Here is a 21,746-nt window from a genome sequence, read left to right on the forward strand (position 1 = left end):
CGCAACGCACAACGACTTTGAAGGGCCAGGCCAGCGCCATGCTGCTGCCAAGCCCATGAGCCACCACCATGACTACCTCTCCCCCTGTGATCGCCGCTGCCAGCCCGGTGGCCCCCGCCCCCGCACCACGCCAGCGCCCCCCCGTGTTTGCCAGCGAGCAGGCCGCACTGCAACAGGCCCAGCAGCTGGCCGATGCCTGGGCCGGTGATGCGGTACTGCGCGACCGCGAGCGTCGCCTGCCCTGGGCAGAAATCGAGGCCTACAGCGACAGCGGCCTCTGGGCCATCACCGTGCCGCGCGCCTACGGCGGCCTGCAGGCCAGCGCCTGGACGGTGGCGCAGCTGATCGCCACCGTGGCGGCGGCCGATGGATCGCTGGGCCATATTCCGCAGAACCATTTCTATGCGCTGGAGGTGCTGCGCGTGGGCGGCAGCGCGGCGCAGCAGCGCTTTTTCTACGAACGGGTGCAGGCGGGCGAGCGCTTTGGCAATGCACTGTCCGAGATCGGCCACCGCGACTACCGCCGCCGCTCGCGGCTGGAGCGGGGCGGCTCGGGCTGGGTACTCAATGGCCGCAAGTTCTACTGCACCGGCGCCATCTTTGCGCACTGGATTCCGGTGCAGACCATGCAGGTGATCGACGAGGCCCAGGACCCCGTCAGCGTGATGGTGTTTGTGCCGCGCACGGCGCCGGGCGTGACGGTGATCGACGACTGGGACGGCATGGGCCAGCGGGTCACCGGCAGCGGCTCGGTGCTGCTGGAGAACGTCGCCATCGATGAGGCCTGGATCGTGCCTTTCCAATCGAGCTTCGACAGCCCCAGCACCATCGGGCCGTTTGCGCAGATCATCCATGCCGCCATCGACCTGGGCATTGGCGAGGGCGCGCTGCGTGCCACCTTGCCCTTTGTGCGCAACCAGTCGCGCGCCTGGGTGGATGCCGGCGTGGCGCAGGCGAGCGACGACCCCTTGACCCTGCAGGCGCTGGGCAATGTGGAGCTGCGCCTGCATGCGGCGCGGGCGCTGCTGCGGCGCTCGGGCAGCCTGGTCGATGCCGCGCAGCAGGAGCCCACGGCGCACACGGTGGCTGCGGCCTCGGTGGCCGTGGCGCAGGCACGTGCGCTGGCGCATACGGCCGGCCTGCTGGCGGCCAACAAGCTGCTGGAGCTGGGTGGCACCTCGGCCACCTTTGCCGAGCACGGCTTTGACAGCTACTGGCGCAATGTGCGCACCCACACCCTGCATGACCCCGTGCGCTGGAAATACCATGCCATCGGCAACTATGCGCTGAGCGGCGTGCTGCCCCCGCGCCACGGAGCACTGTGATGGCCAGCACCGCTGCCGGCGCGCGGGCGCCCATCATCCTCAATGCCTTCAACATGGCCAGCGTCGGCCATATCAACCATGGGCTGTGGACGCATCCGCGCGACCAATCGAGCCACTACCACCGCCTGGACTACTGGACCGGCCTGGCCAAGGAGCTCGAGCGCGGCCTGTTCGATGGGCTCTTCATCGCCGACATCATCGGCGTCTATGACACCTACCAGCAGTCGGTCGATGTGACCCTGCGCGAGTCGGTGCAGCTGCCAATCAACGACCCGACCCTGGTGGTGCCCGCGATGGCGGCGGTGACCGAGCACCTGGGCTTTGGCGTAACGGTCAACCTCAGCTACGAGCAGCCCTATCTGCTGGCGCGGCGCTTTTCTACCTTGGACCACCTGACCCAAGGCCGCATTGGCTGGAACATTGTCACTGGTTATCTGGACTCGGCTGCCCGCGCCATGGGCCAGCGCCAGCAGCTGGCGCACGATGCGCGCTATGACCGCGCCGATGAGTTTATGGACGTGCTCTACCAGCTCTGGGAGGGCAGCTGGAGCGACAGCGCCGTGCTGCGCGACCGCACGCGCCGCATCTATGCCGACCCGCAGCAGGTGCGCCGCGTGCAGCACAGCGGCCCGCATTTTCAGGTCGATGGCTACCACCTGAGCGAGCCCTCGCCACAGCGCACGCCGGTGCTGCTGCAGGCGGGCAGCTCGGGCCGGGGCCTGCAGTTTGCCGCGCGCCATGCCGAATGCGTGTTCATGGCCATCCAGGACAAGGCCGCCACCGCCACGCTGGTGCGCCAGCTGCGCGCCGAAGCCGTGCGTGCCGGCCGCCAGCCCGGCGACATCAAGGTGCTGGTGGGCATGACGCCCGTGGTGGCCGCCACCGCGCGCCAGGCCCAGGAAAAGTACCAGGAGTACTGCCGCTATGCCAGCCCCGAGGCTGCGCTGGCGCATCTGTCGGCCACGGCCGGCATTGATTTTTCGACCTACCAGCGCGACACGCCGCTGCTGCAGCAGCACCGCAGCAATGGCATCGAGAACTCGATCAAGCGCCTGGCCAATGGCCGTGAGGACTACCGCCTGGGCGACCTGCTCGATGAGCTGGCCTTGGGCGGGCGTTACGCCACCGTCGTGGGCGATGCCCAGCAGATTGCCGACGAGATGCAGTCCTGGGTGGATGAGGCTGGTGTTGATGGCTTCAACCTTGCCCGCACCGTGGTGCCCGAATGCTTTGGCGACTTTATCGACCTGGTCGTCCCCGAGCTGCAGTCGCGGGGCCTGCACAAGAGCGCCTATGCGCCCGGCAGCATGCGCCACAAGCTGTTTGGCCAGGGCGACCGCCTGCCGGCCCACCACCATGCGCAGCAGTTTCGCCAGCAGCCCTCCGTCGGTGGCGTCAGCGTTGCTGCTTCTCCATCCCTCTCCACACCCCGCGCCCAGGCCTTGGCCTGAGCGCCATCCAGGAAACCCCATGTCCCAGAACCCTTCTTCTCCGCTGCCAGGCCAACGCCGGCGTTTTCTGTCCTCGTCGCTGGCCGCTGGCGCCGCGCTGGCCACGGGCGCCTGGCGCAGCACGGCGCAGGCCGCAGTGCCGGTAACGACCAAGGTGCTGAAAGTGGGGGTGACCTCGGGCCCGCATGAGCAGGTGTTCGAGGCCGTCAAAAAGGTCGCCGAGCGTGACTATGGTCTCAAGATCGAGATCGTGTCCTTCAGCGACTATGTGATGCCCAATGCCGCGCTCGATGCGGGTGACCTGGATGCCAACAGCTTCCAGCACGGCCCCTTCCTGCAGGCGGCAATCCGTGCACGCGGCTACAAGCTGGTGGGCTTTGGCCGCACCTGGGTGGGCCCGATTGCGCTTTTCTCCAAGCGCTACAAGCGGCTCGAAGACGTGCCGGTGGGCGCGCAGATTGCGCTGCCCAATGACCCGGCCAATGGTGGGCGCGTGCTGCTGCTGTTGGAGAAGGGCGGTCTCATCAAGCTCAAGCCCGGCATCGACCCGATCAAGGGCGTGTTTGCCTCGACCCAGGACATCACCGACAACCCGCGCAAGCTGCGCTTTGTCGAGCTGGAGTCGCCCATGCTGGTGCGCGCGATGGACGATGTGGAGCTGGCTGCCATCAATGCCGACTATGCCTACAAGGCGGGGCTCAACCCCACGAAGGACTCGCTGCTGGTCGAGGGCGGGGACAGCCCCTATGTCTGCCTGATAGCAGTGCAGGAGAAAAACCGCAACGCCCCCTGGGTGCCGCAGCTGGTGGCCGCCTACCGCACCGACGAGGTGCGCAGCTATATCCAGCAGGCCTTCAATGGCGTGGTCATCCCTTCGTGGTGATCGGCGTCGCTACACCTGGCATTCACTGATTGCGCTCACCCGCACTGGTTATGACTGACAAAAAAATCATGCATGTCAACGCGTTCAACATGAACTGCGTCGGACATATCCACCACGGCCTGTGGACGCATCCGCGCGACCAGTCCACCCAGTACCACACGCTCAAGTACTGGACCGATATCGCCAAGCTGCTGGAGCGCGGCCTGTTCGACGGCATCTTTATCGCCGACGTGGTGGGCTACTACGACGTCTACCAACGCGGCGTGGACCTGACCCTGCGCGAGGCGATCCAGCTGCCGGTGAACAACCCCTGGCTGCTGGTGTCGGCGATGGCGGCGGTGACCGAGCACCTGGGCTTTGGCCTGACCGCTACCGTCAACGCCCACCAGCCCTACACCTTTGCCCGCGATGTCAGCACCCTGGACCAGCTGAGCAACGGGCGCATTGGCTGGAACATCGTCACCGGCTATGTGGACAGCGGCGCGCGTGGCCTGGGCCAGGATGGCCTGGCCGACCATGACAGCCGCTATGACCGCGCCGACGACTTTCTGGCGCTGGCCTACAAGTTCTGGGAAGGCAGCTGGGAGGACGGCGCCGTGATCGCCGACAAGGCGCGCCGCATCCATACCCTGCCGGACAAGGTACACCCTGTGGTGCATGACGGCCCGTTCTACCGCGCCAATGCGATCCACATGAGTGCGCCATCGCCCCAGCGCACGCCGGTGCTGTTCCAGGCGGGCACCTCGCAGCGCGGGCTGCAGTTTGCCGGCCAGCATGGCGAGGGCATCTTTATCGGTGCGCGCACGCCGGAGGCGGCCAGGGGTGCCTCGCGCAAGCTGCGTGCGGCCGCCATGGCCGCTGGGCGCAGGGCCGATGACATCAAGATCTATGTGGGCGCAGCCGTGGTGGTGGCGCCCACCCAGGCCGAGGCCGAGGAGAAATACGCCGACTACCTGGCCTATGCCAGTGCCGAAGGGGGACTGGCGCATTTTGCCGCCAGCACCGGCGTGGACTTTGCGCAGTACGACCTCGACGAGCCCATCGTCTACGGCCAGGGCAATGCCATCCAGTCGGCCGTGCAGGCCGCCCAGCAGCAGGGCCTGACCACGCGGCGCAAGCTGCTCGAACAGTTCAGCCTGGGCAGCCGCTACAACACCATCGTCGGCGACCCGCAGCAGGTGGCCGATGCGCTGGAGCGTTGGATCGATGTCGGCGAGATCGATGGCTTCAATCTCACCCGCATCGTCGTGCCCGAGACCTGGGAGGACTTTGCCAGCCTGGCCGTGCCCGAGCTGCAAAACCGCGGCCGCTACCGCACGCGCTACGAAGAGGGCAGCCTGCGCCACAAGCTGTTTGGCCGTGGGGATGGTCTGCCCGCCAACCACCCCGGCGCGCAGCAGCGCCGATAAGAGCCGCTAACACAACCCTTGATACGTCGTTGCCCTGCCTTGTCGTACTACTGTACTGCCTGCGGCAGGACGCCTAGTCTCAACCGCAAACCTTCGGTTTGCTGGGTCGTGTTACCGGTTCTAAGTACCGAGATTTTTTGAAAGCAGCCATGAAGTTTTTCCCCTCCTTGACAGCCCTGCTGCTGTCGCTCGCCACCTTGGGCGCCGCCCAGGCCCAGCCACTGCGCGTCGGCGTCACGCCCGGCTCGCTCGCCGATTCCGCCCAGATCGCGGCGCGCGAAGCCAAGGCCCAGGGGCTCGACGTTCAGATCGTCGAGTTCACCGACTGGACCCTGCCCAATACCGCGCTGGTCAACCGCGATCTGGACCTGAACTACTACCAGCACCAGGCCTTCCTCGATACCTTCAACCGCGAAAACCGCCAGGACCTGCGCGCGGCGGCCGTGGGCTCGCGCGGCAATATCGGCATCTTCTCCAAGCGCTACAAAAGCCTGGCGAGCCTGCCCACCGGCGCCAGCGTGGCGCTGGCCAATGACACCTCGAACCAGGCACGTGCCATTGCCACCTTGCGCGATGCGGGCCTGGTGACCCTGCGCGCCAATGCGCCGCAGCTGGCCCAGATCGACGACATCGCCAGCAACCCCAAGAAGCTCAAGTTCATCGAAGTGGCCGGCCCCCAGCTGGCGCGGGCGCTCGATGATGCCGACATCACCGTGGTGAGCCTGGGTGGACTGCTGCAGGCGGGCCAGCTCGAGACCGCCCGCCAGGGCCTGTACTACAGCGTCGGCACGGATGCCTTCTGGGCCATCCACTTTGTCACCCGGGCCGATAACGTGAAGGACGCGCGGGTGCGCCAGTTCATTGATATCTACCAGCAATCCCAGGCGGTGCGCCAGCAGATCCATGCCTCGTACGCCAATGAAAGCCGCTTCTACAGCCTGCCCTGGCTGAAGTGAGCCAGCCACCTACCCAAGGAAAGACGATGAAGACATTTGCGCTGAAAAAATACCTGCTGGCGCTGGGCGCCGGCGCCGTTATGGCCACCGCTATGGCGGCCACCGCCGTGGCAGCCCCGCTGAAAATCGGGGTCACGCCTGGCTCGCTCGCCGATTCGGTCCAGGTCGCTGCCAAGGAAGCGCGCCAGGCCGGGCTGGATGTGCAGGTGATCGAGTTCACCGACTGGACCACGCCCAACACCGCGCTGGATGCCGGCGATATCGATATCAACTACTTCCAGCACCAGGCCTTTTTGGACAATGCGATCCGCGACCGGGGTTACAAGATCGAGAGCGTGGGCGTGGGCCTGCTGCCCAATATCGGTCTGTATTCGAAAAAGCATGCGGCGCTGGCCGATATCCCCGCCGGCTCCTCGGTCGGTGTGGCCAATGACCCGGTCAACCAGGCCCGGGGCCTGTTGCTGCTGCAAACGGCCGGGCTTATCAGCCTGCGCCCCGGCGTGGGCGCCAAGGCCAGCGTGAACGACATCGTCGGCAACCCGCGCAAGCTCAAGCTGCTGGAGGTCGAAGGCCCGCAGCTGGTGCGTGCGCTTGACGATGTGGCCCTCGCCCAGGGCTATCCGGCCCACCTGGTCAACGCCGGCCAGCGCGAGCTGGCCAGCCGCGCGCTGCTGTATTCGACCGTCGATGACCTGTACTACGCGATCCGCTTTGTGGCCCGCAGCGACCGCAAGCAGGACCCGCGCATTGCGCAGTTTGTGCAGCTCTACCAGGCGTCGCCCGCGGTGGCCAAGCAGATCAGCGCCTCGTTTGCCGATGACGCCAAGCTCTATTCGCTGCCCTGGAAGAACGCCGCGAAGGCCGCGCCATGACCGAGGCCACACTGACACGCCCCGTGCCCGAGGTTGCTGATGCCAAGGCCCCGCGCCTGACCGATCTGCAGCAGCGTTTTGCGCCGGTGTTTGCGCGCATTGCCGAAGGTGCTGCCGAGCGCGAGCACAGCCGCACTCTCGCCCATGCGCCGCTGCAATGGCTGCGCGAGAGCGGCTTTACTGCCCTGCGCCTGCCTCAAAGCCTGGGCGGCAGTGGCGCATCGCTGGAGCAGCTGGTGGCCTTGCTGGTGGACCTGGCCGAGGCCGACCCCAACCTGACCCAGATCCTGCGGCCGCATTTTCTGTTTGTCGACCGCGTGCTCTACCAGGGCTCCCCCGAGGCACAGCGCCATTGGCTGCCGCTGGTGGCCCAGGGCGCCACCTTTGGCAATGCGACGACCGAGGTGGGCGAGGGGGCCGTCGGCAGCCTGCAGACCACCTTGGTGCCCGACCCAGCGGTGCCTGGCCAGTGGCGGCTTCATGGCCAGAAGTTCTATAGCACCGGCAGCTTGTATGCCGACTGGATCAGTGTGCTGGCGCGCGCGGTGGTGCCCGGCCAGCCGGACCAGACGGTGCATGCGCTGGTAGCGGGCGGTGCGGATGGTGTGGAGCGGCTCGATGACTGGCGTGGCTTTGGCCAGCGGCTGACCGGATCGGGCACCACGGTGCTGCGCGATGTGCCGGTGCCGGTGCCAGCGCATGCGGTGCTGCAGTTCCGCGCGGGCGAGCCGTCGCCCATCGTGGCCTTTGCGCAGCTCTTCCACCTAGCGAGTCTGGCGGGCATTGCCCGCGCGCTGAGCCGCGACACGCTGGCCTATGTGCAACAGCGCCGCCGCGTGTTCAGCCATGGCGCGGCCGCCCTGCCCAAGGACGATCCGCTGGTGCAGCAGATTGTGGGCCAGCTGGCCAGCACCGCCTATATGAGCGAGCTGGTGGTGCGCGATGTGGCCCAGGCGCTGGGCCCGATCTTGCGCAGCGCCGAGGCTGGCCATGAGCGCGCGGACAAGGCCCAGCTCGATGCGCTGGAGCTGCGTGCCGCTCAGGCCCAGGTGGCGGTGGTCGATGCGGTGCTGCAGGCGGCCACGCGCATGTTTGATGTGGGCGGGTCGAGCGCGCTGGCCGAGGACCTGCGGCTGGACCGCCACTGGCGCAATGCCCGCACGCTGGCCTCGCACAACCCGGTCATCTACAAGGCCAAGTCGGTGGGCGACATGCTGCTCAACGGCGCCGAGCCGGTCTACTTCTGGCAGGTGGGGCTCGCAGCAAAAAACGCATAAGAACATGAGATTTCATTCCTTGGCCTGCGGCGGCGCAGTGGTTGTAATGGTTGTCTTGACGCTGGAGGCAGCGACCCGGATAGGCCGGGCCCTGGCCCCTTGCGTGTGAACGACTGGAATGAACATGAGCCGCATCTTGAAAACCGTCATCGTCAATGGCAGCCTGGGCAAGCCTTCGCGCACCCGCAGCCTGCTCGACAGCTTGCATCTGCAACTGGGCCAGGCCCTGGGCCAGTCGGCCCAGGCGGTGCGCCTGGATGTGCGCCATATCGACCTGGTCGATCTGGTGGCCGACATCGGCCCGGTGCTGTACAAGGATGCGCTGTCCGCCGCCGCCCGTGATGCGCTGGAAGCGATCGAGACCGCGGACTTCCTGATCGTCGGCTCGCCCGTGTTCCGGGGCAGCCTGCCGGGCCTGCTCAAACACCTGTTTGACCTGGTGGACCAGCATGCGCTGCAGGGCACGCCCGTGCTGCTGGCTGCCACCGGCGGCAGCCCACGCCATTCGCTGGTGCTGGACCACCAGCTGCGCCCGCTGTTCGGCTTTTTCTCGGCCTTGACCTTGCCGATCGGCGTCTATGCAACGCCCGAAGACATCCAGGGCGGTGTGGTGGTGAGCGAGGCGCTGCACAAGCATATCTCGCTGGCGGTGAGCCTGGCGGTGCCGGTGCTCAGCGCGCTGGCGCACAGCCAGCGCAGCAGCCAGCCTGCCTTGCATGCGCTGGAGCGCCAGGCCGCTTAAGCGCGTTCAGGCTTCTTTTCAAACGCCACCCGCCTGCATACGCTGCGGTCGGGCTGGCGCAGCATGCCCTGCGGCGTCTGCTGCACGCCCCTTGCCTTGCAGCCATCCTGACCCTTTGCCATGGCCTCTACCTCATCCCCACCGGAGCTGTTCTGGTTCCTGCCTACCTCCGGCGATACCCGCTACCTGGGCGCCTCGGACTTTGGCCGCCAACCCACGCCCGAGTACCTGCGCAGCATTGCCACGACCAGCGAGAACCTGGGCTATGACGGGCTGCTGATTCCGACCGGCAGTTCGTGCCTCGACCCCTGGGTGGTGGCATCCAGCTTGGTCGCGGTCACCCAGCGCATCAAGCTGCTGGTGGCGCTGCGCACCTCGCTGGGCATGCCGGTGCCCAGTGCGCGCCAAGCCGCTACCTTGGATCAGGCGCTCGCCGGGCGTTTGCTGCTCAATGTGGTGCCCGGGGGCGATGCCACCGAGCTGGAGGCCGATGGCGTGTTTCTGGCCCATGACGAGCGCTATGCCTATGCCGATGAGTTTCTGAGCATCTGGCGGCGCCTGCTGGCCGGCGAGACGGTGGACCACGAGGGCAAGTACTTCAAGGTCAAGCAGGGCAAGAACTTTTTCGAGCCAGTGCAAAAACCGTATCCGCCTTTGTACTTTGGCGGCTCCTCCGACGCCGCCCATGACCTGGCGGCCAAGCATGTCGATGCCTACCTGACCTGGGGCGAGCCGCCCCAGGCCGTGGCGCGCAAGTTTGCCGATATCCGGGCACGTGCCGCCGCTGCCGGCCGCCAGCTGCGCCTGGGCGTGCGCCTGCATGTGATCGTGCGCGAGACCAACGAGGAGGCCTGGGCCGATGCCGAGCGCCTGATCAGCAAGCTGACCGACGAGGACATTGCGAAAGCGCAGCAGAACTATGCGCGCATGGACTCGGTCGGCCAGGCGCGCATGGCGGCCTTGCATGGCGGTAACCGCCAGAAGCTGGAGGTGGCACCCAACCTCTGGGCCGGTGTCGGCCTGGTGCGCGGCGGTGCCGGTACCGCGCTGGTGGGCGATGCGGCCACCGTGGCCGAGCGCCTGCGCGAGTACATGGACATTGGTGCCGATACCTTTGTGCTGTCGGGCTACCCGCACCTGGAGGAGTCGATCCGCTTTGCCGAATTGGTGTTTCCGCTGCTGGGCAAGAAGAGCGTGACCACCGCGCGCTCGCAGACTGGCGGCGCGTTTGATGTTCGTGGTGTTCAACAATGGAAGGAGTCGGCTTCATGAGCCTGCCCGTGATCGATATGCGCTGCCGGCCAGCGTTCTTGCACAACTTTTTTGGCGCAACGCCCGGCTCGCCCGAGCATGACACCGCCCGCTGGCTGAACCGGCGCGTGGGTACGCGCGGCAGCGATACGCACTTTGAGGAATCGCTGACCCAAGACGGCTTTTTAAAGGCGGTGCGCGATGCCGGCCTGAGCCAGGCCGTGGTCGTGGGGCGGCACACGCCTTCGCAGCACCTGCCCAACGATACGATCCACCAGATCGTGCAGGGCCACAGCGAGTTGCTGGGCATTGCCGGGGTGGACCCGGTGCTGCAAGGCGAGCAGGCGGCGCTCGACGAGATCGAGCGGGCCGTCAAGCAGCTGGGCCTGCGCGGCATCGACCTGGAGCCCGGCTTTGGCGACCCGGCGCGCCACCCCGATGACCCCGTGTACTGGCCCGTTTATGAGCGCGCGCGGGAGCTGGGTGTGCCGGTGTTCCTGATGAGCGGCCCGACCACACCGGACCCGAGCTTCAACGACCCGGCGCGCCTGGCCAAGGTGGCCCAGGCCTTTCCCGATCTGCCGCTGGTCGTCTACCACGGCTACTGGCCGCGTGTGCAGGAGGCCATTGGCCTGGCCTTCCGCTACGCCAATGTCTACCTGGTGCCGGACATGTATGTGTTCCAGCCCGGCCACCAGGCCTATGTGCAGGCGGCCAACCAGTTCCTGGGCGACCAACTGCTGTTCGGCTCGTCCTACCCCTTCCGCCCCATCGGCCAGAGCATTGACGACTTTCTGGCGCTGGGCTTTGACGAGGCCGTGCTGCCCAAGCTGCTGCATGGCAATGCGGCGCGCATTTTGGGGCTGTAGTCGGCCTGCGGCGAATGCTGCGCCGCTCCCATCCCACTCCACCAAGGGCTCCCGACAGGAGCCCTTTTTTGCGTATGCGGCGAGGGCCGCGTGGCAGACCTCTCTGCCGGGCGGGAGCGCGGTGGTGCGCCATCGGCTGCACGGTCGCTGTTATCCAGAGCAACGCCCCCATGGCCATCGACTTCTTGCACGCCATGGCGATCCAAACCGCCTGCGCCCCCCGCCGCCGCTACCTGGGGTTTACCCAAGGGTAATTGTCAATAAATCGTCAATAGATTTACAACAAATGTTTCTTAATGTTTTGTTAACCAAGCGGTTGGTACATTTTCTAACAGGTTGCGGATAATTGCGTCTTTGGTTTTTTGCTGAGAGAAGTGCTTTTATGTGGGTACTTGCTGCTTTTTGAAGAATTCGGAAACCAGGAAATTTTTTTCCTGAATTAATGCATTTTCTCTATCGCAAATTGTTTTTTTATTATTTATGTGGAAAGAACAATGATGCTCAAACAATCATGGTGGCCATTTTTGCTGCACCGCGCTAAGGCCAAGGCTGCGGTGCTGCTGTTCGCTGCCTCGCCGCTGTACGCGCTGGCCCAGGTGGCTGACGTGCAAATCACCAAATCCGGCCCATCATCGGCTGTGGGCGGCACGCCGGTGAGCTATGTGCTGGAGATGGATAACAACGGTCCCAACGCGGCGAATGGCGCGCGTTTTGAGGACGTGTTGCCCGCCGGTCTGGCGAATGTCACGCTGGCCTGTACGCTGGCCACGGGTGGTGCGACCTGCCCGGCCGATCTGGCCTTGGCCGGTGGCGTGGTGTCTGGCACGTTGGCCAGCTTTCCCAACCAGGGCAAGGTGCGGGTGGAGATCCAGGCCCGTTTTGGCGTGACGGGCCCCAGCACGTTGACCAATACAGCGACCATCAGTGCCCCGGCAGGGACCTCCGATCCGGTGCCGGGCTCCAACAGCAGCTCGATCAGCACGGCCATGCGCTATGAGGTGAACCTGGCCGTCACCAAGACGCAAAGCAGCGACAGCTTCCAAAGCGGCGTGCCGCTGACCTACACCATCAGCTTGCGCAACAACGGCGTGGGCGCTGCCGATGGCGTGGCGCTGTACGACCGGCTGAGCAACAGCTTTATCAGCCACATTGGGGCAGATCTGGTGTTCAACCAGTGCACGGCCAGCGGTGGCGCGCAATGCCCGGACAATGCCAGCTTCCCCAACCACAGCGGTGCCAACGACTACGGCCCGGTGTTCAACGCCACGGTGCCAGTGTTGCCGCCTGGTGGCGCGGTGGTCGTCACCTATACGATGACGCCTTATCTGGTGCCCAATGCCGCCTGCGGTCGCCCCGCCGGCCAGTTGTTCAACCAGGCTTCGCTCCAGCTGCTCGATGGCATGGTGGACACCACCCCGGCCGACAACCAGCAGACTGCCATTTTGCAGGTGCCCGGCACGCCCGCCTGTCCCACGACGGATCTGCAGGTGAGCAAGACCCAGGACCCGCCGGTGCCTGCCATGGGGGATCTGGTGACCTATACGATGACCTTGGTCAATGCTGGCCCGAACGCGGCCAACGGCGCCAGCATCGCGGACATCATCCGCACCCATGGCGGCTCGGCCAATTACTTCGCGGTCGACACGCAGTTTCAAAGCTGCTTCGCCGAAGGGGGCGCAGTCTGCCCACCGTCCTCGGAGTTCCTGGAGCCGAGCGGCAATGCCTCGTATGTGAGCTTGTTCAATACCCAGGTGCCGGTCTTGCCCGTCAACGGGCGGCTGACCATCATCTACCAGGTGCAAACCCGCTTCAATGGCAGCATTCCATGCGGGCGCACCCTGGGTGGTCTGAACAATGAGTTCTCGGCGAACCCGCCCGACAACATGACCGACTCCAACACCAGCAACAACGTGGCGTCGGTGGGTATCCTGGTGCCGGCCACGCCGGCATGCCCCAGAACGGATCTGGCGGTGACCAAGACGCAAAGCGCGGACCTGTACCAGCCGGGTGTGCCCGTCCATTACACGATGACCGTGACCAACAAGGGCCCTGCAGCTGCCGATGGTGCGTCCATCGCCGATCGTCTGATCACGTTTGAGTTGGCCAACCGCCTGGATGTGCAATCGTCTGCGATCAGCTGCTCAGCAGCCGGTGGTGCCGTGTGCCCGGACGCTTCAGTGTTTCCTGCGCCTTATACGGGCAGCATCAGCGGGTTTTCCTGGCCTTTCCAGGCGCAGGTGCCACAGCTGCCGGTGGGTGGCAGTCTGACCATCGGCTACAGCCTGACCTATAGCTATTCCCAAAGCAGCTGTGACTGGCCATCGGGCTATCTGGTCAACGAGTTCTCGGCCAACCCTGGCGATGGCGTCGAAGAGGCGGTGCCTTCCGACAACGTGGCCACGACGGCCATGCAGCGCTTTAGCTGCTCGAACGTGTCGGTCAACAAATCGGTCAACCCGGTCACGGCCACCAGCGGCGCGCAGGTGACCTACGCGGTGGACATGCACAACGCCGGCCCGGCCGACACCAGCAATGTGGTCTTCTCCGATCCACTGCCCGCTGGCGTGGTGTTCAGCGATGCCAGCTGCAGCGTGCTGGTGGCGCCTGCACAGTGCGGCGCAACGGTCGACTATGACCCGGCCACCCGCACCGTGAGCAGTGTGGTGACGTCGCTGGGCAATGGCGGCGCGGTGCGCTTTGTCATCCAGACCACCGCGGGTGGCCAACCGGGCACCTACACCAATACCGCCTATGCGGCGGTACCTGCTGGCGTGATTGACCCCATCCTTGCGTCCAACGAGAGCTATGTGAACCTGCAGATATTTGCACCGACGACCACCAAGACCGTGACCAAGAGCATTGCAGGCCTGGCGACGGGCTTGCCCCAGGCGATGACCTTCAGTGGCAGCCTGCGCTGCGGCACGCAGCCTGCGCAAACCTGGACGGCCACGGTCGCCGCAGGCGCGACCAGCGGCACCAGCGCAGCACTGACGGTGTTTGAAGGCGACAGTTGCACGGCCACCGAAGACACGCCGCCGGCGGCCCCTGCGGGCTATGGCTGGAGCGGTGCGCCAGAGATTGCCGAGCAGGCCCAGGGCTTTACGGTGACCAACCGCCTGCAGCGGCTGACGGGCGGTGTGCAACTGACCAAGCGCATCACCGGCCCGGCAGCAGGCGTTGCAGCCGCCAATGGCAGCTTCGACTTCAGCCTGGATTGCGGCCCGGACGGCATGCACACCGCCAGCGTTACGGTAGCCAATGGGCAAGAAGCCAGCGTCCACTTGGCCGATCTGCCTGCGAATGCCAGCTGCACAGTGACTGAGACGGGCAAGGCCGCAGCGCCTGCGGGCTACCAGTGGCGGGCGCCGGTGTACAGCGCCAACCCGGTGGTGATACCTGCTGGCAGCGATGTGGCGCTGAGCGTCAGCAATCCGCTGACCAGTAACGGCAGCGTGGTTGACCCCATCGATGGCGGCAACAACGGCAAGCTGCGCGCGGTGCCGGTGGGCAGTCCCTGGGCCTATCTGGTGCTGACGGGCCTGATCGCGGGCCTGGGTATGGCGCGCAGAAGGCGCATGCTGTAAGCGCGCAGCGCTTGAGCGCTGCGACCTAGCCAACCCGTGCCCGGCCGCCTCAGCAGCCGGGCACTTTGGCGAATGCGGCCGCCAGATGGTCGATCAATGCCCGCACCGCCGGCAGCATGCCCCGGCGGGAGGCGAATACCGCATGCACTGCCTCCTTGCGCGGGCCCCATTCGGGCAGCACTTTGACCAAGGTGCCTTTGTCCAGCTGCTCGTGCACCATAATCATCGGCAACTGCACCACGCCCAGGCCGGCCATCGCCGCACTGCGCAGTGCCACCATGTCGGTCGTGATCAGGCGAGGCGTGTGCGGGACCTGGATGCTGGGCATGCTGTCGTGTTCGAGCTTCCACACAAACTGCTGCTCGGGCGAACCCAGCCAGAGGCTGGGCCACTGCGACAGATCGGCAGGGCTGCGCACAATGCCCTGGCGCGCGGTCAGGATGGGGCTGGCCACCAGGTGCTGGGCATGGACAGAAAGCATGCGCACCGACAGGTCACTGTCCTCCAGCGGCATGGTGCGCACGCGGATCGCCACGTCAAAGCCCTCGCCAATCACATCGACCGGGCGGTTGGTGGCCTCCAGCTGGATCGTCACCTCGGGGTACATGACCATGAAGTCGGTCAGCATGCGCTCGACCAGTTCATGGAGCAAGGTGATGGGGCAGCTCAGGCGCACGACGCCCCGGGGCTGGGACTGCACCGCCTCGATGCTCAGCTGCGCGGCCTCGGCCTCGACCAGCATGGCCTTGCAGTGCTGGTAGTAGGTCTGGCCCAGCTCGGTCACCGCGAACTTGCGTGTGGAGCGCAGCAAAAGGCGCACGCCCAGGCGCTCTTCGAGCAGCGCAATGCGGCGGCTGAGCTTGGACTTGGGCATGCCCAGCGCGCGCCCGGCGGGCGCAAAGCCGCCATGGTCGACGACTTGGACGAAATAGAACAGGTCATTGAGGTCGAATGGCTGCATGGGGTGCTCTGCGGGATGGTCTTATCGTTCAAAAAATAGAACTATCAAGGCGAATTATGCCGTCTACCGCTCGCAGTGTTTCAACCCCACAATAACGGTACAGCCTTCCGACACCTAGCTTGGAGGCCAGACAGGAATCCCCGATGAAAAACGTACTGCATGTCCAAGACGCACCCCGCCAGCACTGGGTTGGCGACGGCTTTCCTGTGCGTTCACTGTTTTCCTACCAAAGCCACGGCAAGCTGCTGAGCCCCTTTTTGCTGCTCGATTTTGCCGGCCCGGCCGAGTTTGCCCCTGCCAGCGCGCCGCGCGGTGTGGGCCAGCACCCGCACCGGGGCTTTGAGACCGTGACCATCGTCTATGACGGCGAGGTCGCGCACCGCGACTCGACCGGCCAGGGCGGCGAGATAGGCCCTGGCGATGTGCAATGGATGACGGCCGGCGCTGGCATCCTGCACGAGGAGTTCCATTCGCCTGCGTTTACCGCCCATGGTGGCACGCTGCGCATGCTGCAGCTGTGGGTCAACCTGCCTGCCAAGGACAAGGGCGCGCCCGCGGGCTACCAGGCGATTGTCCAGTCGCAGATCCCTGCGGTGGCCTTGCCTGGCGGCGGCCAACTGCGCGTGATTGCCGGCGATTACCAAGGCCAGCAGGGCCCTGCCAAGACCTTCACGCCGATGCAGGTCTGGGATCTGCGCCTGGTCGCCGGTGAAAAGCTGGAGCTGGAGCTGCCCGAAGGCTGGAGCACGGCGCTGGCCATCGTGCAGGGCATCGTGCTGGTCAACGGCAACGATGTGGCGCGCGAGGCGCAGCTGGTGGTGATGGCCCAGGAAGGCCGCAAGCTGACACTGGAGGCCAATGGCGATGTCGCCTTGCTGCTGATGAGCGGCGAGCCCATCGACGAGCCCATCGTCGGCTACGGCCCCTTTGTGATGAACAGCCAGCAGGAGATCGTGCAGGCGGTCAATGACTTCAACAGCGGCAAGTTTGGCAGCATGCGGGCTTGATCGGCGGGTCTGAGATGCCGCAGCCGTGTTGAGGCGGCCATAAAAAAATGGACACCTTGGTGTCCATTTTTTCGTTAAGCGCTTGCCAAGGACAGCAGCTTACCAATTCGCCTTCATGCGGTCATAGACCCAATCGCCAAAGCGGCGGTGCGCCTGGGGCGTGTAGTTCACCAGGTCGGAGAACAGGTACTGGTCGACCTTGGAGGCTTCCACCAGGGTGTCGGCGGTGCACAGCGAGGAGTTGATCTGGTTGACGCCAATGTTCAGGCCATTGGTGGCATCTGCGGTGGTGCAGGCCGGATCAGTGGAGTTGGTGAAGCTGTAGCTGCCGGGGTTGCCGGTCATCGAGTTGAAGTAGTACTGCACGTCGGCGTACAGCACTTCGGTGCCCGACAGGCCATACAAGGCGTTCAGCAGGCCATTGTTGAAGGCGGTGGTGGCCGCTTCCAGCGTGTTCGATGGCTTGGGGTCGGCGCTGGGTTGCGCGTTGTCCAGGCTGGTGGCCCACAGCGTGCGGCCCAGGTTGGGCGTGCCCACGGTCAGCACGCGGGGGGCGCCTGCGCTGTTGAGGCGACGCACCTGCGCTGCCATCTGCTGGCCAGCGGTGGTCATGTCGGCCAGGTACTGGTCGCGGGTCTTGGTGCCGGCGGCGTATTCGTTGTAGCCGGCAATCACGTCGCTCATGCCGCCACTCATCAGCACAAACTGGTTGCTGGTGAAGGTTGGGTGGGCCGCCAGGTAGCTGTCGATCTGCGCGGTGATGGAGGGGGCATTGGTCACGCCGGTGGCATCGGGCTGGGAGACGCGGGCATTGCCGTAGGCATAGGCGGTGCCACCATCCTTGGCCGCGGTGATCGTCAGGTCATAGCGGTAGGCGATTTCACGCGTCCAGTTGTTGTAGCTGCCGTTGCTGACCGAGTAGGGACGGCCATTGGGGTTTTGGCCCAGGTCGGTCATTGCATCACCAAAGGTGATGATGCTGTCGGGGCGAATCGAGTTCGCGGTTGAGCTCGATCCGCAGGCCGCCAGCATGGCCACCGAGGCACCAGCCACGGCGGTCAACACGGTACGGCGCATCCAATTTGCTGCCATGTGAGTTCTCCAGTAAGTAGAGCGTAGTGTAGCGAGGCTGATCCAGGCCACCAAGGTGATGAGGTAAAGAGAGGTAAAACGCCAGGGGCTAGGCGGCTCAGCCAGCCGCCGCCGCGCGCTGCAGACGGTCGCTGACGCCTTCCCAGTCTGCCGTCTCCGGCGGGGTTTCGATCCAGATGAGCTTGGCGCCCCAGTCGTCCAAGTCGCGCAGCAGGCCAAACAGCTCGCGGGCCGCAGCCAGCGGCGCATTGGGCATGGGCTGCAGGCGCAGATGGGGGCTGGCGCTGCGCAGTGGGCCGCGGTGGTAGATGGCGATATGCCGCGCGTCGGCCCCCAGCACATCGAGCGCCGATTGCAGCTGCTTGGCATCCATCAGCCTGACCTTGGCGCTGGGCGCATAGTGCGCGAGCAAGGTGCCCGAGGCGCGCGGGGTATCGGCCGTCAGCTCCTGCATCGACAGCGGGCGGGTGCCGCAGGCGCGCTCGATATCGTCGCGCGTGATGGCGCCGGGGCGCAGCAGCACGGGCACGCCACGCGTGCAATCGACAATGGTCGACTCAATGCCGATATCGCAGGCGCCGCCGTCGAGCACCAGCAGTGCGTCACCCAGTTCGGCCGCCACATGGGCGGCCGTGGTCGGGCTGACGCGGCCAAAGCGGTTGGCGCTGGGCGCCGAGACGCCCCAGACTGGCGGGCTGAGCTGCTGGCAGGCCTGCAGCACCGCTTGCGCCACCGGGTGCGAGGGGCAGCGCAGGCCCACGCTGTCCTGTCCGGCCGTCGATGCCATCGCCGCACCGGGCAGGCGCGGCAGGATCAGGGTGAGGGGCCCGGGCCAGAACGCATCGATGAGCTGCTGGGCAAACACCGGCACGGCCTTGGCGTAGCGCTGCACGCCTGCGGCATCGGCCACATGCACGATCAGCGGGTGGTCGGCAGGCCGGCCCTTGGCGCTGAAGATCTGCGCCACGGCGGCGTCGTTGTCGCTGTCGGCGGCCAGGCCGTAGACCGTCTCGGTCGGCAAGCCAACCAGTTGCCCCGCCTGCAGCGCCAGCGCGGCGGCGCGCACCGAGGCGTCGAGCTTTCCATCCAGAATCACGTGTAGTCCTCTTAGAACGCGGCAATGCCCAGGATGGCAGCGGCTTTGAGTGCCGTCTCGCGCACCTGCTCGGGCGTGGCAGCCGTGATGTTCAGGTGGCCCATCTTGCGGCCACGCTTGGCATCGACCTTGCCGTACAGGTGCAGGTGGCAGCCGGGCAGGGCCAGCACCTGGTCCCAGGCGGGGGTCTGCGCGCTGGCGCTGTCCTTGAACCACAGGTCGCCCAGCAGGTTGAGCATGATGGCAGCGCTGTGCTGGCGCGGTTGCACCAAGGGCAGGTTGGCCATGCAGCGCACCTGCAGCTCGAACTGCGACACATCCAGCGCGTTCTGGCTGTAGTGGCCGCTGTTGTGCGGGCGCGGGGCGATCTCGTTGACGACCAGCTGGCCGCCATCGAGCACAAAGAACTCCACACAGAGCACGCCGACATAGTCCAGGCCCTGGGCCACCGACTGGGCCGCCGCAATGGCCTGCTCGGCCTGCGCGGCAGGCAGGTTGCCGGCATAGACCTCGGTCACCGCCAGAATGCCTTCGCGGTGCAGGTTGCGCTGCACCGGCAGGTGCACGATATCGCCCTGGCGGCTGCGCGCGACGATGACCGAGCACTCATGGGCGAGCGGCAGCATCTTCTCGAGCACGCAGGCCACCTGCTTGAGCTCGGCCCAGGCTGCAGTCAGCTCCTCGCGGGTCTTGACGCGGATCTGGCCCTTGCCGTCATAGCCCATGCGGGAGGTCTTCAAAATGCCGGGCAGCAGCGCGTCGTTGACGGCGGCCAGCTGCTCGGCCGTCTCTATGACCGCATAGGGTGCGCAGGGCACGCCGCATTTCACAAAGTGGGCTTTTTCCGCAGCGCGGTCCTGGGCGATGGCCACGGATGCGCCGGCGGGCGACACCGGCAGGCTTTGCGCGAGCTGGTTCAGCGCGGCGGCGGGCACATTCTCGAACTCGGTGGTCACCGCAGCGCACAGGCGCGCCAGCTCGGCCAGGCCTTGCGGGTCTTCATAGCCGCTGCGCACATGGTGGTGGCTGACCAGGCCGGCCGGGCTGGTCGCATCCGCATCCAGCACGGCGGTGAAGTAGCCCATCGACTGGGCGGCATGGGCAAACATGCGGCCCAGCTGGCCGCCGCCCAGCACGCCCAGGGTGGCGCCGGGCAAAATGGCTTGGGCCTGGTCTTGCGCCGGGGCGCTGTGGCTGGTGGTGCTCATGCGTTCACCGGCAAGGTCATGTTGCGGGCCGCTTCGGTCTGCTCGGCGCGGAAGGCATCGAGCTTGGCGCGCAGCGCAGGGTCTTCATTGGCCAGCATGGCCACGGCAAACAGGGCGGCATTGGCCGCACCGGCCTGGCCGATCGCGAAGGTGGCGACGGGCACGCCCTTGGGCATCTGCACGATGGAATGCAGCGAATCAACGCCTTGCAGGTGGCGGCTGGCCACGGGCACGCCCAGCACGGGCACCGGGGTTTTAGCGGCTATCATCCCAGGCAGGTGGGCTGCGCCCCCAGCGCCGGCGATGATGGCCTTGAGGCCCCGTTCTACGGCGCTCTCGGCAAAACGGAACATGTCATCGGGCATGCGGTGGGCCGAGACCACCTGGGCCTCAAAGGCAATACCGAATTGCTGGAGAATGGCTACTGCGTGCTGCATGGTCTCCCAGTCGCTGCTGGAGCCCATGACCACGCCAACTTGGATGGGTGTCATAGTGTGGGTTGGCGGGTGTCTAAGGCAAGAATGCCGGCCCCGCGCTAGGGTGGAACCCGCCATTTTACTTTTTGCAGTGAAGCTGCCTGATCAACACGGATTTTTAGCGACATGATCGACGTCACCATTGAGAATTTTGAAGCCGAAGTCATCCAGGCATCCATGCAGGTGCCCGTGCTGGTGGACTTTTGGGCACCTTGGTGCGGCCCTTGCAAAACCCTGGGCCCCTTGCTGGATAAGCTCGAAGTCGACTACGGCGGCCGCTTCAAGCTGGTCAAGATCGATTCGGACCAGGAGCAGCAGCTGGCAGGCATGTTCGGCATCCGCTCCATTCCGACCTGCGTGCTGATGATCGGCGGCAAGCCCGTCGATGGTTTCATGGGCGCCCAGCCGGAAGGCAAGCTGCGCGAATTTCTGGACAAGCATCTGCCGTCGGAAGCAGCCATGGCCGCCGAAGCGGGCGCCGACGAAGCCCAGCAACTGCTGGACAGCGGCGATGTGCAGGCCGCGCTGCAGATGCTGCAAGAGTCGCTGGCGGCCGACCCCAGCAATGACGATGCCCGTTTTGACTATGCCCGCCTGCTGATCCAGACGGGCGCGGTGACCGAGGCCGAAGCCCAGATCGAGGAGCCGCTCAAGCGCATCCAGCAGCCGCTGCGCTTTGTGGCCTTGAAGGCCTGGGCCCAGGCGATCCGCTTTGTGCACGAGGACGACCGGGGCGATTGGCCACTCGAGCAGTTCGACGCGGCCATTGCCGCCAACAAGCGCGACTTCGACACGCGCTTTGCGAAGGCGCAGGCGCTGATGGCCGAAGGCCAGTGGACCGCCAGCATGGACGAGCTGCTGGAGATCATCATGCGTGACAAAACCTGGAACGACCAGGCTGCACGCAAGCTGTTTGTCGCCATCCTGGAGCTGCTGACCCCGCCCAAGCCCAAGGCCGCAGACACGGTGCCCGGCACTACGGCCGGCGGCATTGCGCTGACGGGCAAGGCCAGCAAGCAGGAGGACGAGGTGGGTGCATTGCTCAGCAGCTACCGCCGCCGTCTGAGCATGGCGCTGAACTGAGCCCCACTGGCGCGGCGGGTGCTGGTAGGCGAGGGCCGGTTTTTTGGGCAGGGGCCCAGCCCTTCCTGTACAGTAGTTGACCTACACCCCGTTGCAACTGCAAAACAGGGGTATGGTGGTTTGCACCTATACTGATAGCAGCAAAGCGGCGATGGGTGCGCGCAGGTGCCCATTTTGAGCGTCAATAGGCCCAAAGCTGTGGTC

Annotated in this window: 18 protein-coding genes; 13 read left to right on the forward strand and 5 right to left on the reverse strand. The window is 65.7% G+C overall.

The genetic code is table 11. From position 1 onward, the window contains the following. The first annotated feature begins 68 nt into the window (after positions 1–68). The 11 genes from F0Q04_RS04765 (at position 69) to F0Q04_RS04815 (ending at position 14,619) form a co-directional block, all read left to right on the forward strand. Positions 69–1,325: an SfnB family sulfur acquisition oxidoreductase gene (locus F0Q04_RS04765; protein ID WP_182344747.1), complete on the forward strand. Its 1,257-nt coding sequence runs from the start codon at positions 69–71 to the stop codon at positions 1,323–1,325. After that, positions 1,325–2,776: an LLM class flavin-dependent oxidoreductase gene (locus tag F0Q04_RS04770; RefSeq protein ID WP_182344749.1), complete on the forward strand. Its 1,452-nt coding sequence runs from the start codon at positions 1,325–1,327 to the stop codon at positions 2,774–2,776. Before F0Q04_RS04765 ends, F0Q04_RS04770 begins: the two co-directional genes overlap by 1 nt. 19 nt (positions 2,777–2,795) lie before the next feature. Continuing rightward, positions 2,796–3,659, forward strand: coding sequence for a MetQ/NlpA family ABC transporter substrate-binding protein (locus F0Q04_RS04775; RefSeq protein ID WP_116926135.1), 864 nt, complete (start codon positions 2,796–2,798; stop codon positions 3,657–3,659). A 50-nt stretch (positions 3,660–3,709) separates the two neighbouring features. Further along, the gene (locus tag F0Q04_RS04780) at positions 3,710–5,068 is read left to right on the forward strand and encodes an LLM class flavin-dependent oxidoreductase (protein WP_182344751.1); all 1,359 of its coding nucleotides are present in this window, start codon (positions 3,710–3,712) and stop codon (positions 5,066–5,068) included. A gap of 149 nt (positions 5,069–5,217) precedes the next feature. After that, positions 5,218–6,024, forward strand: a complete 807-nt coding sequence (locus tag F0Q04_RS04785) for a MetQ/NlpA family ABC transporter substrate-binding protein (RefSeq protein WP_182344753.1) — start codon at positions 5,218–5,220, stop codon at positions 6,022–6,024. Between the two features lie 80 nt (positions 6,025–6,104). Further along, the gene (locus F0Q04_RS04790) at positions 6,105–6,896 is read left to right on the forward strand and encodes a MetQ/NlpA family ABC transporter substrate-binding protein (protein WP_182345550.1); all 792 of its coding nucleotides are present in this window, start codon (positions 6,105–6,107) and stop codon (positions 6,894–6,896) included. After that, the gene (locus F0Q04_RS04795) at positions 6,893–8,173 is read left to right on the forward strand and encodes an acyl-CoA dehydrogenase family protein (protein WP_182344755.1); all 1,281 of its coding nucleotides are present in this window, start codon (positions 6,893–6,895) and stop codon (positions 8,171–8,173) included. The genes F0Q04_RS04790 and F0Q04_RS04795 overlap by 4 nt, the downstream gene beginning before the upstream one ends. Positions 8,174–8,297: 124 nt before the next feature. Further along, positions 8,298–8,915: an NAD(P)H-dependent oxidoreductase gene (locus F0Q04_RS04800; RefSeq protein WP_116926209.1), complete on the forward strand. Its 618-nt coding sequence runs from the start codon at positions 8,298–8,300 to the stop codon at positions 8,913–8,915. Positions 8,916–9,035: 120 nt separating this feature from the next. Next, positions 9,036–10,187, forward strand: a complete 1,152-nt coding sequence (gene ssuD / locus F0Q04_RS04805) for an FMNH2-dependent alkanesulfonate monooxygenase (RefSeq protein WP_116926139.1) — start codon at positions 9,036–9,038, stop codon at positions 10,185–10,187. Then, complete coding sequence (locus F0Q04_RS04810) at positions 10,184–11,035, forward strand: amidohydrolase family protein (RefSeq protein WP_198424346.1); 852 nt, start codon at positions 10,184–10,186, stop codon at positions 11,033–11,035. Before ssuD ends, F0Q04_RS04810 begins: the two co-directional genes overlap by 4 nt. Before the next feature lie 497 nt (positions 11,036–11,532). Beyond that, positions 11,533–14,619 carry a DUF5979 domain-containing protein gene (locus F0Q04_RS04815; protein WP_182344757.1) on the forward strand — a complete coding sequence of 1,029 codons (3,087 nt, stop codon included), beginning with the start codon at positions 11,533–11,535 and terminating at the stop codon, positions 14,617–14,619. Between the two features lie 49 nt (positions 14,620–14,668). Here the strand turns inward: F0Q04_RS04815 and F0Q04_RS04820 are convergent, their stop codons facing one another. Beyond that, on the reverse strand, positions 14,669–15,580 hold the full coding sequence (locus F0Q04_RS04820) for a LysR family transcriptional regulator (RefSeq protein WP_182344759.1): 912 nt from the start codon (positions 15,578–15,580) through the stop codon (positions 14,669–14,671). Between the two features lie 143 nt (positions 15,581–15,723). Between F0Q04_RS04820 and F0Q04_RS04825 the strand changes: the two genes are divergently transcribed. Continuing rightward, positions 15,724–16,587 carry a pirin family protein gene (locus F0Q04_RS04825; protein ID WP_182344761.1) on the forward strand — a complete coding sequence of 288 codons (864 nt, stop codon included), beginning with the start codon at positions 15,724–15,726 and terminating at the stop codon, positions 16,585–16,587. 99 nt (positions 16,588–16,686) lie between these two features. Here the strand turns inward: F0Q04_RS04825 and F0Q04_RS04830 are convergent, their stop codons facing one another. The 4 genes from F0Q04_RS04830 to purE form a co-directional block, all read right to left on the reverse strand. Further along, positions 16,687–17,679, reverse strand: a complete 993-nt coding sequence (locus tag F0Q04_RS04830; protein ID WP_116926143.1) for an SGNH/GDSL hydrolase family protein — start codon at positions 17,677–17,679, stop codon at positions 16,687–16,689. 97 nt (positions 17,680–17,776) lie between these two features. Next, positions 17,777–18,775: an L-threonylcarbamoyladenylate synthase gene (locus F0Q04_RS04835; RefSeq protein WP_182344763.1), complete on the reverse strand. Its 999-nt coding sequence runs from the start codon at positions 18,773–18,775 to the stop codon at positions 17,777–17,779. Between the two features lie 11 nt (positions 18,776–18,786). Further along, positions 18,787–19,983, reverse strand: coding sequence for a 5-(carboxyamino)imidazole ribonucleotide synthase (locus tag F0Q04_RS04840; protein ID WP_182344765.1), 1,197 nt, complete (start codon positions 19,981–19,983; stop codon positions 18,787–18,789). Further along, complete coding sequence (gene purE, locus F0Q04_RS04845) at positions 19,980–20,474, reverse strand: 5-(carboxyamino)imidazole ribonucleotide mutase (RefSeq protein ID WP_116926146.1); 495 nt, start codon at positions 20,472–20,474, stop codon at positions 19,980–19,982. The genes F0Q04_RS04840 and purE overlap by 4 nt, the downstream gene beginning before the upstream one ends. A 111-nt stretch (positions 20,475–20,585) precedes the next feature. Between purE and trxA the strand changes: the two genes are divergently transcribed. After that, positions 20,586–21,542 (forward strand): thioredoxin, encoded by a 957-nt coding sequence (trxA, locus tag F0Q04_RS04850; protein WP_116926147.1) that lies wholly within the window; start codon positions 20,586–20,588, stop codon positions 21,540–21,542. Positions 21,543–21,746: the final 204 nt, after the last annotated feature.

Origin of the sequence: Comamonas koreensis, from assembly GCF_014076495.1 — a bacterium.
In the GTDB taxonomy this organism is placed as follows: Bacteria; Pseudomonadota; Gammaproteobacteria; order Burkholderiales; family Burkholderiaceae_C; genus Comamonas; species Comamonas squillarum.

Excerpts from the sequence above, each read along its gene's own strand:
- ssuD (WP_116926139.1), top strand. The coding sequence starts at position 9,036 with ATGGCCTCTACCTCATCCCCACCGGAGCTGTTCTGGTTCCTGCCTACC.
- F0Q04_RS04780 (WP_182344751.1), top strand. The coding sequence starts at position 3,710 with ATGACTGACAAAAAAATCATGCATGTCAACGCGTTCAACATGAACTGC.
- F0Q04_RS04795 (WP_182344755.1), top strand. The coding sequence starts at position 6,893 with ATGACCGAGGCCACACTGACACGCCCCGTGCCCGAGGTTGCTGATGCC.
- F0Q04_RS04815 (WP_182344757.1), top strand. The coding sequence starts at position 11,533 with ATGCTCAAACAATCATGGTGGCCATTTTTGCTGCACCGCGCTAAGGCC.
- trxA (WP_116926147.1), top strand. The coding sequence starts at position 20,586 with ATGATCGACGTCACCATTGAGAATTTTGAAGCCGAAGTCATCCAGGCA.
- F0Q04_RS04790 (WP_182345550.1), top strand. The coding sequence starts at position 6,105 with ATGGCCACCGCTATGGCGGCCACCGCCGTGGCAGCCCCGCTGAAAATC.
- F0Q04_RS04775 (WP_116926135.1), top strand. The coding sequence starts at position 2,796 with ATGTCCCAGAACCCTTCTTCTCCGCTGCCAGGCCAACGCCGGCGTTTT.
- F0Q04_RS04810 (WP_198424346.1), top strand. The coding sequence starts at position 10,184 with ATGAGCCTGCCCGTGATCGATATGCGCTGCCGGCCAGCGTTCTTGCAC.
- F0Q04_RS04840 (WP_182344765.1), bottom strand. The coding sequence starts at position 19,983 with ATGAGCACCACCAGCCACAGCGCCCCGGCGCAAGACCAGGCCCAAGCC.
- F0Q04_RS04770 (WP_182344749.1), top strand. The coding sequence starts at position 1,325 with ATGGCCAGCACCGCTGCCGGCGCGCGGGCGCCCATCATCCTCAATGCC.
- F0Q04_RS04820 (WP_182344759.1), bottom strand. The coding sequence starts at position 15,580 with ATGCAGCCATTCGACCTCAATGACCTGTTCTATTTCGTCCAAGTCGTC.
- F0Q04_RS04800 (WP_116926209.1), top strand. The coding sequence starts at position 8,298 with ATGAGCCGCATCTTGAAAACCGTCATCGTCAATGGCAGCCTGGGCAAG.
- F0Q04_RS04785 (WP_182344753.1), top strand. The coding sequence starts at position 5,218 with ATGAAGTTTTTCCCCTCCTTGACAGCCCTGCTGCTGTCGCTCGCCACC.
- F0Q04_RS04765 (WP_182344747.1), top strand. The coding sequence starts at position 69 with ATGACTACCTCTCCCCCTGTGATCGCCGCTGCCAGCCCGGTGGCCCCC.
- F0Q04_RS04825 (WP_182344761.1), top strand. The coding sequence starts at position 15,724 with ATGAAAAACGTACTGCATGTCCAAGACGCACCCCGCCAGCACTGGGTT.
- F0Q04_RS04830 (WP_116926143.1), bottom strand. The coding sequence starts at position 17,679 with ATGGCAGCAAATTGGATGCGCCGTACCGTGTTGACCGCCGTGGCTGGT.
- purE (WP_116926146.1), bottom strand. The coding sequence starts at position 20,474 with ATGACACCCATCCAAGTTGGCGTGGTCATGGGCTCCAGCAGCGACTGG.